We start from the raw sequence: 12,984 nt of genomic DNA, 5'->3' as shown, positions 1-12,984 counted from the left end.
CTGTTGTAAAGGATTTATGTTTTAACTTTCCGGCATGAAAAAATTATGCCTTATTCTTTTTATACTCTCCGTTAATTATTGTACAAAAGCCCAAACCGATCCGGTTGATTATGTAAATCCTTTAATGGGAACAGACTCTAAGCCCGATCTTAGTAATGGCAATACCTATCCTGCTATTGCTGTACCATGGGCTATGAATATGTGGACACCGCAAACCGGTAAGATGGGAGATGGCTGGCAGTATCAATACGCTGCTGATAAATTACGTGGCTTTAAACAAACACATCAACCTTCGCCCTGGATGAATGATTACGGGCAGTTTGCTATTATGCCTGTTACTGGTGCTATGCGCTTTACACAAGACGACAGGGCAAGCTGGTTCACTCATAAATCAGAAACTGTAACACCTTATTATTACAACGTATACCTTGCCGACCATGATGTAACTACAGAGATCACCACTACTGAACGTGCTGCAAGTTTTCGTTTTACTTTTCCAAAAACGGATAGTGCTTATGTGGTGCTTGATGCATTCAACAAAGGTTCTTATGTAAAGATCATTCCTTCGCAAAATAAGATCATTGGGTACAGCAGTAAATACAGCCGTGGTAAAATGCCAGGTTTCAAAAATTATTTTGTTTTGTATTTTGATAAAGCATTTACTATTTCAAGTGCATGGCATGGCAACCAGTTAGCAAAAGATACATTAGAATTACAGGCCGATCACGTTGGTGCTATTGTAGGCTTTAAAACCAGCAAAGGAGAAAAGGTAAATGTTAGAGTGGCCTCTTCATTCATCAGTATTGAACAGGCAGAATTAAATTTAAAAGAAATTGGCAATGATAATTTTGAAACCGTAAAAGCAAAAGCCAAAAAAATATGGAATCAGACTTTAGGAAAAATAAAACCTGAGGGTGGTACAGTTGACCAGTTGCGTACTTTTTATTCCTGTTTGTACAGAACATTATTTTTCCCTAATAAATTATACGAAAAAGATGCGGCAGGTAATATAGTTCATTACAGTCCTTATAATGGAAAAGTAATGCCGGGTTATTTATTTGGTGGTACAGGATTCTGGGATACCTTTCGTGCATTATATCCCTTTCTCAATTTAGTATATCCTTCTATTAATAAAGAAATGCAGGAAGGCTTAGTGAACGATTATAAAGAAGGCGGTTGGTTGCCTGAATGGAGCAGCCCGGGTTACGCAGATATCATGATCGGCAATAACTCTGCATCTGTGGTATCGGATGCCTATATGAAAGGATTGCGTGGCTATGATATCAATACTTTGTATGAAGCTTTGCAACATGGCGCTAATAACGAAGGACCGATAAGTGCAGTAGGGCGTAAAGGCGTGAGTTACTATAACAGTTTAGGTTATGTGCCTTATGATGTAAAGATTGACGAGAACACAGCAAGAACATTAGAGTATGCGTATGACGATTTTACCATTTTTCAACTGGCAAAAAAATTGAACCGTCCCGAAGAAGAGATCAGGCTGTATGCCAAACGTTCGCAGAATTATAAAAATGTTTTTGATCCGCAAACCAAATTAATGCGTGGCAAAAATGCGGATGGTAATTTTCAAACGCCATTCAATCCATTTAAATGGGGCGATGCATTTACCGAAGGCAATAGCTGGCATTACAGCTGGAGTGTGTTTCATGATGTAAATGGGTTGATCAATTTAATGGGCGGAAAAAAAATGTTTGTGCAAATGCTGGATAGTGTATTTAGTTTGCCACCCATCTTTGATGATACCTATTATGGAGATGTGATACACGAGATACGGGAAATGCAGATTGCCAATATGGGCCAGTATGCGCACGGCAACCAACCCATACAACACATGATATACCTGTATAATTATGCAGGTGAACCATGGAAAGCGCAATACTGGGTACGGGAAGCGATGAACAGGTTGTATAAAGCCACACCCGATGGGTATTGCGGCGATGAAGATAACGGGCAAACATCCGCATGGTACGTATTCAGTGCAATGGGTTTTTATCCTGTTTGTCCTGCTACCGATCAGTATGTATTGGGTGCGCCATTATTTAAAAAGATAACGATTAGTTTAGAGAATGGTAAACAGTTTATTATTAATGCACCCACAAACAGTGCCGATAATAAATATATTCAAACTGCAAAATTAAATGGCGTTGTATATGATAAAAACTGGCTCAGTCATTTTGATATTTTAAAGGGCGGCAACTTTACAGTAACGATGGGTGCAGTACCTGCTTTGGGTGGCCGTGGCACAACCGATAGCGCATTTCCATATTCGTTTAGTACAGATAAGGAAAATGAAAAGTATATAAAGTAACAAGGGTTACTTTATATACTTTTCGCCGTTTAAAATTAATGGTAATATTATGCGGTCTGCTGCTGCAGCATTTCACGCAACTGTGTACGGGAGCGGCTGAGCTGAGATTTTGAACTGCCTTCTGTGCAACCTAAGATACCGGCAATTTCACGGTGATTATAACCCTCAATTACAAACATGGTAAAAACAGTGCGGTAGCCGCTCGGTAATTTGGTCACAATTTTTACAATATCTTTTTGTGCAAGGGTATCAAATATATTCGTTTCACCATCTTCAATATACGGACTCAATTCTGTTTGATGATTGTGTGTTTTTTTTACAGTACTTCTGAAATGGCTTACCGCTGTGCGGAACATAATTTTTTTCAACCAGCCTTCAAAACTTCCTTCTCCCCGGAATTTATCCAGGTTGCCAAATATTTTTATAAAACCTTCCTGCAACAGGTCTTCTGCATCAGCTTTACTTTTAGCATAGCGAAGGCATTGTTTGTACATGGCAGGCGCAAATTGCAGGTATAATAATTCCTGCATCCTCGGGTTCCCTTTCATCGATTCGCTGATGATCAATTCCAGCGGTATTTCATTTTTATATTCTGTTTGCATGGTGCGTTCTATTAAAGCACTGTTGTTGAAATAAGCGGCCTGCATGTTCAGCGGTGATAATTTTACGCTGTATTACAATTGCGGCAGGCGGGTTAGTAAACCGGTATTTCAAAACGAAATACACAACAGCCGGTGTGAAAGTAGTAGTGTTGAAGCTAAAAAGAATATTTAGAGCGGTTTAATTTGAATAATGTGGGAATGATGTAAGATTTTATAAAATTTGTGTAAGATTTTAGTAGTATAAATGCAAATCGGTATTATTATTTTGCAATAATGCTAATGTTGCCAGGCGGCAAATAATATTTTTTTTACTTAAAGCGATATACTTTATGAGATGATCTTAGTTAAACGAATTCCTGAATTTCAGTGGTGTTACATTTGTTTTACTCTTGAATAATTTGTTGAAGGATTGTGGATATTCAAAGCCTAATTGATAAGCAATTTCGCTGACTGATAATGAAGTAGTGGTTAAAATTTCTTTTGCTTTTTCAATCAGTTTATTATGTATGTGCTGTTGTGTATTTTGCCCGGTAAGTGTGCGTAGCATATCGCTTAAATAATTGGGTGATACATGTAATTGTGCGGCAATAAATTGTACGGTGGGTAATCCTGATTGCTCTACTTTACCGCCATTAAAATAATCTGTAAGCAAATCATCCATTTGGGTAAGTAAATCGCTGCTGGCAGTTTTACGGGTAATGAATTGCCGGTTGTAAAAACGGTTGGCATAATTCAGCAATAATTCCAGATGCGATACCATCACATCCTGGCTGTAATGATCAATAGAAGAATGATATTCGAGAGCGATATTTTTGATAAGCGAATCAATCATGTTGTCTTCCTTATCCGATAAATGCAAGGCTTCATTAACATCGTAAGAAAAGAAACCATAATTTTTAATATTCTTTCCTAAAGGATAATGGCGGATCAAGTCCGGATGAAATAATAATGACCAACCCAAACAATCCCTGCTTGCATCATCGTCTACTGCAATTACCTGGCCGGGAGAAATAAAGCCCATGGTCCCTTCATCAAAGTCGTAATAATTTTTTCCATAACGCATCTTTCCTTTAAAACTTTTTTTAATGGAGATGATATAAAAGTTAACTGCAAAGGCCCTGCTATAATCGGCTGCAATATTTTTTACATCGGCATGCTGTATCAGACTGATCAGGGGATGCCCGGGTTTTGCAAACGAAAAAATACGATGCCATTCCGATATGGAATTAATGAGTTGCGGTGGTTGAGTTGCTTTTTTCATCTTGTCGTAAATGGTGAATGATGAACCGTCAGACGTGAATAGATCACTGCTTTATTTAGTATTCACTATTCACGTCTGACCATTCACGTATCACATTACAAAGTTACATCTTCCCGTCATGTGATTATTTATCAATCATTGTCATGCTAAGGGAATCATAACGATCGCCTGTTGAAACACCCAATGGTACAATGTTTTCTAATTGCTGCATTTCATCGGCATTTAAAACTACGTTGGTTGCTGCAATATTTTCCTCAATATATTTTATACGTTTGGTACCAGGTATAGCAACCGCTCCTTTTGCAATTACCCAGGCCAATGCTAATTGAGAAGCAGTGATGCTTTTAGTGTTTGCAATGCTTTGTATCGCATTCGCCAGTTCCAGGTTTTTATAAAAATTTTCTCCCTGGAATCTTGGAATTGTTTTTCTGAAATCATTCTCCGGAAAATCCTCAGGGCTTTTGATTTGCCCGTTTAAAAATCCCCGGCTTAATGGGGAATAGGCCACAAAGCCAATACCCATTTCCTGTAAGGTTTGCATAATACCTGCTTCTTCCACAGTTCTTTCAAATAAAGAGTATTCTGTTTGTACAGCGGTTAACGGATGTATGGCATGTGCTTTTTTTATGGTAGCAGAAGATACTTCAGAAAGGCCAATGTATTTTACTTTTCCTTCTTTTACCAATTCAGCCATAGCGCCAACGGTATCTTCAATGGGCGTATTGGGATCAAGGCGATGTAAATAATACAGGTCAATATAATCAGTACCTAAATTTTTTAATGAACGTTCCGCTGCTTTTTTTACATAATCCGGTCTGCCGTTTATCTGCCAGGTTAGTTGTTCATTATCATCTATTTCAAAACCAAATTTAGTAGCGATGATATAAGCATCCCTGTTTCCTTTGATGGCTTTTGCGATCAACCTTTCATTTTGTGTATTGCCATATAGATCTGCCGTATCTAAAAAATTACCACCCAGTTCCAATGAACGGTGAATGGTTGCAATGGATTCAGCTTCATTGGCTTTACCATAAATATCATTGCCTGCAATCTGGCTCATGCCCATGCAACCCAATCCCTGTAATGGAACAATAAGCCCCTGGCTTCCTAATGCTGTTGTTGTAATACTGCTCATAAATTATTGTTTGAATTTTTTATTAATAATTGATGATGCAAAGTTGATACAACGTGCAATAGAAAAAGTATCCAAACCACTTCCCGTTGTGTCCAAAACAAGGAAAGATGAAAACAAGTACCGCTCATAACAACAATACTAATTTTACTTTTTCGCCATCTTATTGAATCACTTGCTTTTATGGTATCATAAAAAATGTTCATAAATTTTTATGTAAAAAAGCTTGCATTTTTTTTTATGGAAGCTTAATTTCAACGTCCCGAAGTAAAATAACACTAACAACTCTTCTTAAACTTTAGCCAGCGGCTATAACATTGCAGCAACGGATATCTTTCAGCACGGGTTTCTATTTTCTCCTCTGCGTCCACAGTATTTTTAAATGCTTACAGGTATTTTTTTAATTGATCTTTTATTCATTGAAATAAAACGTCAAACTGTACCGGCGTGAATGGTATAGAACAATTGATCACCCAAAAACAAAAAATTTATGGAAAGAACAAACTGTAAACATGAATTGCCCGAATTATTGGAATGAAATTGTATCACTATTAAATTTTAGTAAGTATGAAACATCAACAAAGTAACGGACATGCCGATGCATTGGCAGAACCTAACTCTGCCAGTTCCGTGCCCAGTCCGTTTATTAAAAAGCCCAAAAAAACATCCCCGGAGAAAGAAGAAAAAAATGATGCTGTTACGGAAGAATATTTTGCAGTAACCGAACAGGACGAAATGAGTACCGCCATGATGCAGGAGGAAATGGAAATGAGTGCCGACGGCACCGCTGCCACATTACCAATTCCGCCTATACCCATTATTAAAAATAAAGTATTTGGCCGTTACCGCGGGCAATTGGGAAATTTTGAACTTGAACTTAGAGTGGATATTGATGGCGCTACTCCTTTACAAAAAGTAAGCGGAGATTATTACATGATCTCCGGGCAAACAAAATCTTACTTTGGCTCTTTTATAGCTGATAGTATTACCACCACCATCGTAAATGGCATTATTACCATTACGGGTAACACTGCCACTACCTGGGGCACTTCTTATACCAAACTTAAAATAGCGATCAAGCAAACCCTGGTATTTCAGCCATTGGCACCTGCTATGCTGCAATGGTTTCATGTAAGCACCGGTGCGCCAGGTGCTATGTATGTATGCAATAATTTCAGTCGTGCATTCCGGACCGTTAGATTAGAGCAGGACCGTACCTCGGGTGTGGTACCTTTTGTTAATTACAACACGGGATTATTGCCTTCCGGCGGGCCGGCAAGAGTATTAAGTATCAATGCTGCATATGGCGAAGCAGGAGTGGAAATGAATACTGCAGGTATCAGCAATGTGGTACCTATGGCATTGGCAGGGGCCGATGCTAAATGGACCAATGCCGAATTGCATAATGCCATGGTAAATCATTTCAGCCTGTACCAGAATAATCCTGCATGGGATGTTTGGTTATTACATGCTTATGAACATATAAACGGGCCAGGGTTATATGGTATCATGTTCGATCAAACCGGCTTGCAACGCCAGGGTGCTGCAGTATTTTACAGGGGTATCGGCGGCGCATCTGCAGAGCAACAACGATTGCAGTTATATACCTGTGTGCATGAGTTAGGGCATTGCTTTAACCTGTTGCACTCATGGCAAAAAAGTTTAGCTACACCGCCAAAGCCAAATATCCCAAGTTCTTTATCATGGATGAATTATCCATGGGGCTATCCAGGTGGTGCTGTAGCATTCTGGAGTCATTTTGCGTTCCGCTTTGATCCAACAGAACTCACACATATCCGCCACGGTTTCAGGAATAATGTGATCATGGGAGGTAATCCATTTACAGTGGGTTCTTCATTGCAGGATATCGGTTCATTATTTGAAGATAATATTGACAATACCACCAATCTTGAATTGCAACTGGAAGCTAAGAAAACATATATGCTGGGCGAACCTGTTGTACTGGAAACAAAATTAAAAACCACCAGTACAAAAAATAACAGGGTAAACAGCAGCCTGCATGTAAACTATGGTTTTGTAACCATCGGCATTAAAAAACCAGGTGGCGAAACATTAGTGTACGAGCCATTGGCTGAAATGTGCATCGAGCCGGAACATACTGTTTTAAACAGCAGCAACCCCGGCGTATATGAAAGTTCGTATATTGGTTTCGGTAAGCAAGGCTTTATTTTTGACCAGGCAGGTAATTACCAGGTACGTGCCGTATATTACCACGAAGACGGTTCAAGAATTGTATCAGATACTTTAACACTAAGGGTAAAATATCCTTCAGGCAAACATGATGACGAAGTGGCTGACCTGTTACTTACAGATGAAGTGGGTTATTTATTTGCTTTTATGGGTTCTGATGCACCTTACCTGAAAAAAGGTAATGATGCCATTAATACCGTAGTGGATAAATATAAAGATCATCCGTTGGCAGTATATGCACAATTTATCAAAGGTGTGAATGAACAACGCACTTTTAAAACTATTACTGCTGATAAAACAATGGAAGTAAGGATGCCTGATTTTAATGCCGGAGAAGTGTTGCTGAATGAGGTAATAGAAAAATCAAAACAAGGAAAGGGACTGGATAATATCAGCCTGAACCAGAGTATGCAGATACTGGCCAAAGCATATCAACGGGAAGGCAATATGAAAGCTGCAGAAAGTACAGTGAAAAATTTAGTGGCACATTTTAATAAACAACCTATCAAACAGGAAGTAAAAGAAATGATAGCTAAAGATGCCGCCCAAATTTTAGCACCGGAAAAAGAAGACAGAAAACGTGATACAGGGTTTGATAACCCGTAAGTGTAGTGATGTCACGAAAAAAATAAGGGCAGCTGTTACGCTGTCCTTATTTTTTCGGGCTACTTTTCTTCGGCCTTTGTAAGCACAAAAGGAGTTCCAGCCCATAACTCTTCTGGCTTTGTTTCTTTAATGGCTCCGCTGAAGATAATTTTTTTACCTGCTTTTTGTAATGCGGCGGGCAGATTGCAGGGTAACAGCGGCATCGTATTGCCTTTGTAATGAATGCCGAAATTTACATTATCTAATAAAAATATTTCGCCTTCTTTTTTATCGATGGTAGCTACTGTTTTAAGATCACTGTGGCAATCCGTTTCTTTTAATTCTCCTGCTTTGGATGCGTACTTTTTATTACTGTTGCTCATGGTACAACTGATTAAAAGCGTGAAAAATAATAAGTACCTGTACATATAGTAAAATACAAATTAATTGTTGCTTTTAAAAGTAAATGCTGATTTATCTTTTGTGTAATGCTGAAGAACTTATGCACAAAAAAAAGCTGCAACAGTCATTTAAAACTGTTGCAGCGTAAAATAAAAATTCAATTATAAACCGGCTATTAATTCAGTAGCCATTTTTACATAGTCATCGTTCTGTGCTTTAGTAGCATAATCCTTGCACAATAAAGCGGCAGCTTTTGCAGCCGTTTTATCCCCCAGTTTTTTGTGGATACGTGCTTTTAATAAATACATCCAGAAAGCATCTTTATTGGTTTCCAAAGCTTTATTCACCCAGCTTAAGGCCTGGTTTAAATCTTTGCCATTATCGTAATAATAAGACGCAGCGTTGAAATAAGGCTTGTTATCCTTATTCATGGCATTGTCTATCTGCGCCATTACATTGGCATCAGTACCGGTGGTGATAGGAAATTGAAGGTAAGTATGCTCCCACATCAATTCTACATTGCAACTGTTGCCGGTGATATTAGCAAAATTGATAGTGAAATTTTCAATAGTATAAGGCATGGTTACTACATCAGCTTCCACACGTACCACATCGTTTTCAACTTTATATAAAGATGGCTGATTTACGTTAACATCTTTTGAAATAATGATGGTCCACGTTTTTTCACCTGGAATAGTAAGCAAACCATATTTGCCTGCTTTAATAGCTTTGCCGCCAATGGTTACATCTTCACTAAAAGTAAGGGTAGTAGCACTGTTGGCACCGGTGCGCCATACTTTACCAAAGGGAACCAGGTCGCCCATTACTTTTCTTCCTTTTACTGAAGGGCGGCTGTAATTTAATTCAATAGCGCCCACACCAAAATTTTGTTTTATGGTTTGTGTGGGAGAAGGTTGTGGTGTGGTTAATGTTTGTGCATCAGCAAAATTTAATGCAAACAAAACCGTTGCGATCAATAGTATCTTTTTCATTTTTAGTTTTTTAGTGAGCAAATGTAAGTAATATGCCAATGTGAGTGGCACAAGGTTTAATAAATCGGTTAATGTTTTTCAGATAAATAATGTTGCTTCAATACATCTTCGCCATACTCATTGCCTTTCTCTCTCCATATTGCATGGATATGATTGGCCTTACCGCCAAATCCTGAATTATCAAATTCAATCAAAAACGTTGGGCCATTTAATACATAGTAATGTGCTTTGGTCTCATCGTAATCTCCGATCCAGCCAAAATAAATTTTATCAATACCGGCTTTTATAATTTTATCATATTCCGCAACAGCCTTATCATATTCTAAATTAAAAACAAATTCACGGATGATGTATTGCAATACTGCCTGTTGCTCTTTCGTCATTTCTTTTGCCTGTAAGCCCCAGTTATCAATTAATCGTTTGCCACTTTCTGCAGCTGTGATAATATCTTTTGGTACCGCCGTACTCATAGTAGCTTTTTGTTGTTGGGCAGGGGGTAATAAATGAATGAGTTTAATACCCAGGTCTTCTTCCTGCCCCAGTATGCGCAGGCCGGCATATTCCATGATCTCGTATTCTGCAGGATCGGTACCCACAAATAAAGGAGTTACCGAAAGTTTATCTTTTACAAAAGTAAAATTGAGCGAAAGATGATGGCCTTCTACTTTGTACCCCCATACATCATCTGCAGGGTTACCAAAAAATGCCAGGAAATAATTTCCGGTAGACCATTTAAGATCTTTAATAAAACCATAGGTAGAATCGGGGATCATATTTTTATAATGCAGGCTATCATAAAAACGATTCAGCAAATTATCCAGTTGCATAATACTGGTTGCTTTAAGATATCCCTGCGAACTAAGTGATGCCGACAATATGCGGTGAAATAATTTGCGCTGGCTCTCCGTCATATTCGTTACACTCATACCCGCTCTCGCACGTAAACCCACAGGTAGATTATTCCATTTCATTCTTGCAGTATCTGCAAAAGAAAGCAGCGCTTCGTGCCGGTGCATTTTATCCAATGAATTAACAAAAGCAAGTGCGGCTTGTTTTATTTCGCCATTGTAGGTGGATTGGCTTTTAGTTATTGTTGGTAACAATGACATTGCAAAGAAGGCAATTAAAAAAAGATTTTTTTGAGGCATGATAAGTTTTGGTTTGAAAAATGAAAAGAAGCGGCCAGTTTTGGGAGGGAGAAGATCGTTTGGGATAACAATATAGAACCTCTTTTGCACAAATCATAATTACAGTTGCCGGCTTCTGCATTTTCTATTATTCCGATATGAATAAAAATATTCTTGCTGTAATCCTATTTTTTTATTCAGCCCCGATTTGCTAAATTGTGTAACTCATCTATCCTCCTCCCACTGAAGCCGACTAACGAAGCTGTTATAAAGCAACAACATTTTTAAGCACTTATTTATTGTATTCAAATCTCTCTGCAACATGAAGAAAATTGTAGCTATTATTATTTTTAGTTGTATAGTCAATACTGCAAGTAGTCAATGGTCGGCAGACCCAACCATCAATGAAGAAGTGTCTTCATATACTTCTTCGGTAATACTCACTTCACCCACCAGTACCGGGGGCACTTTTATAAGTATGTACAAACCCAATGGCAGCAATTTTGATATGGTAGTACAATACATAAATGCTGCGGGGGTAAAACAATTTGGTAGTGATGGTATTATTCTTACCAGTTACCCTGCTAACAGCGCTACGTTTGTATATAATGTTATGACAGATGCACAGGATAATTTTATTATAGCTTTCCAGGATCAGCGTTCGGCAAGCTTTTCGGCGGTAGCCTATAAAATAAATACAGCCGGACAATCATTATGGGAAACCACACCCGGCACCGGAGATGGATTATTATTAGGTGTTGGCCTGGCACCTTATCCCTGCCAGCTAAGCAATGGCGATTATATTTTTGCCTGGAGTAATACTACGAATAACAAAATTGATTATCAAAAAGTGACTGCTGCAGGGGCATTAGCATGGGGTAGTGCATTAGAAATAAATCCTATTATAGCGGGAAGGCAGATCACCAGGCCACAACTGGTGGCACATACCGGCGGTAAATGGGGCATGGTGTTTCAGCAACGGAATGGCACTGTTGGTAATCCCTTACCCAGTACCTTATACGAAAAACAATTTGACAGCGATGGCAATACTTTGTGGACAAGCAATCCTTTATCTAATTATGTAACGGCTACAGTAAGATATTATTCCGTGACTTCACTGGCGGATGTTACTTATATCGGTTACTATGCTAACCCTAATTTACAAAACCGCTTTGATGGTTTTGTGCAACGTGTTGATGGTGACGGTAGTTTACCCTGGGGTATTAACGGCAGCGATTTTTCAACCGAGCAGGTAAATTATGAAATGAATATTACGATTGTATACAATGCTATACTGCAGGAAGTGTGGGCAGTGCAATCTTTTACCGATATCAACCAGGTTACTTACGGCATCTATACACAGCGATTTGCTGCAGCAACAGGAGCAAGACAACTTACAGATAATGCCAAAGAATTAATTCCGCTATCTGCCAACAGGGAACAAACCTGGCCTACCAGTATGGGCTTGTGCAGCGATGGTAGTTTAATGTTTATGTTTTACAGTGATGTTACCAATAATATTTACGCCACTAAAATAGATGCCAACGGTAATTTTATATGGCCGGTATGGCCCGTTACCCGCCTGGTAATTGCCGGCACTGCTAATACCAAAGCCAGGTACAATTTTTCTGTGGCAGCAGATATTGGCGTTGCGGTATGGCAGGAAAACAGGAGTGGTAACACCCTGGCATATGCGCAAAATGTTAATTGCATGGGAGTAATTGGCCCGCTGGCAGTACATTACGAATATTTTACCGGCACCAAAAATGGTAACAATCATATACTGAACTGGAAAGTATATGCCGAAAATTCGGCTAAGGGAACAATGATATTGCAACAAAGTGCCGATGCCCGCAATTTTAAGGATATTTACAGCATTACAGCAACGCCGGTACAAATGCTGCAATCTTTCAGTTATGCCAACACGCAATTATTAAAAGGCATTAATTACTACCGCCTTAAAATGATTGATGATAACGGAATGATTACCTATACTTCCATTGTGGCATTAAGCAATGCTGATAAAGGATTTGATGTGATCAGCATTACGCCAAATCCTGTTATGGCCGATGGTAATTTTAAATACAATATCAGTGCTGCCGAACGGTTAAAAATGACGATAGTTATTACAGATATTACCGGCCGGGTAGTACTTAAGCAAAACCAAACGCTTATTGCAGGATTTAATGCAATTGATATGAAGGTAGCAAACCTGGCAAGTGGTACTTACCAGGTGTATGGCATAACCGGAGAGGGGAGGACAAAGGTGATGGGATTTGTGAAGGAGTAAAAGAAAAAATATGGAAGCCAGAAAATTTTTGTGTTCTAAAAATTTTCAGGCTT

General features: G+C 38.8%; 9 protein-coding genes. 3 read left to right on the top strand and 6 right to left on the bottom strand.

Features of this window, described 5'->3' with window-relative positions:
• The first annotated feature begins 34 nt into the window (after positions 1-34).
• A complete protein-coding gene (locus ACQ334_RS06405) occupies positions 35-2,329 on the top strand; it encodes a GH92 family glycosyl hydrolase (protein WP_430987349.1) in 2,295 nt (764 codons plus the stop codon).
• A gap of 47 nt (positions 2,330-2,376) precedes the next feature.
• On the opposite strand, the gene ACQ334_RS06400 is transcribed toward ACQ334_RS06405, so the two are convergent.
• The 3 genes from ACQ334_RS06400 to ACQ334_RS06390 all read right to left on the bottom strand — a co-directional run bounded on the left by ACQ334_RS06400 (position 2,377) and on the right by ACQ334_RS06390 (position 5,327).
• Positions 2,377-2,976 (bottom strand): RNA polymerase sigma factor, encoded by a 600-nt coding sequence (locus ACQ334_RS06400; RefSeq protein ID WP_430987348.1) that lies wholly within the window; start codon positions 2,974-2,976, stop codon positions 2,377-2,379.
• 295 nt (positions 2,977-3,271) lie between these two features.
• Complete coding sequence (locus tag ACQ334_RS06395) at positions 3,272-4,192, bottom strand: helix-turn-helix domain-containing protein (protein WP_430987347.1); 921 nt, start codon at positions 4,190-4,192, stop codon at positions 3,272-3,274.
• A gap of 124 nt (positions 4,193-4,316) precedes the next feature.
• Positions 4,317-5,327, bottom strand: a complete 1,011-nt coding sequence (locus tag ACQ334_RS06390; RefSeq protein ID WP_430987346.1) for an aldo/keto reductase — start codon at positions 5,325-5,327, stop codon at positions 4,317-4,319.
• Between the two features lie 564 nt (positions 5,328-5,891).
• On the opposite strand from ACQ334_RS06390, the gene ACQ334_RS06385 reads away from it, so the two are divergent.
• Positions 5,892-8,141 carry a hypothetical protein gene (locus tag ACQ334_RS06385; RefSeq protein WP_430987345.1) on the top strand — a complete coding sequence of 750 codons (2,250 nt, stop codon included), beginning with the start codon at positions 5,892-5,894 and terminating at the stop codon, positions 8,139-8,141.
• A gap of 59 nt (positions 8,142-8,200) precedes the next feature.
• On the opposite strand, the gene ACQ334_RS06380 is transcribed toward ACQ334_RS06385, so the two are convergent.
• From ACQ334_RS06380 to ACQ334_RS06370, 3 genes are all read right to left on the bottom strand, one after another.
• Entirely contained in the window at positions 8,201-8,503 is a 303-nt protein-coding gene (locus ACQ334_RS06380; RefSeq protein ID WP_430987344.1) for a hypothetical protein, read from the bottom strand.
• Positions 8,504-8,683: 180 nt separating this feature from the next.
• Complete coding sequence (locus tag ACQ334_RS06375; protein WP_430987343.1) at positions 8,684-9,514, bottom strand: DUF2911 domain-containing protein; 831 nt, start codon at positions 9,512-9,514, stop codon at positions 8,684-8,686.
• Between the two features lie 68 nt (positions 9,515-9,582).
• Positions 9,583-10,662, bottom strand: a complete 1,080-nt coding sequence (locus ACQ334_RS06370) for a DUF3500 domain-containing protein (protein WP_430987342.1) — start codon at positions 10,660-10,662, stop codon at positions 9,583-9,585.
• 301 nt (positions 10,663-10,963) lie between these two features.
• Between ACQ334_RS06370 and ACQ334_RS06365 the strand changes: the two genes are divergently transcribed.
• A complete protein-coding gene (locus tag ACQ334_RS06365) occupies positions 10,964-12,931 on the top strand; it encodes a T9SS type A sorting domain-containing protein (protein WP_430987341.1) in 1,968 nt (655 codons plus the stop codon).
• Positions 12,932-12,984 lie beyond the last annotated feature (53 nt).

Source organism: Ferruginibacter sp. SUN106, from assembly GCF_050611765.1.
Taxonomy (GTDB): Bacteria; Bacteroidota; Bacteroidia; order Chitinophagales; family Chitinophagaceae; genus Ferruginibacter.
Note: the sequence above shows the minus strand (reverse complement) of the source record. Positions and strands in the feature narration are given on the sequence as shown.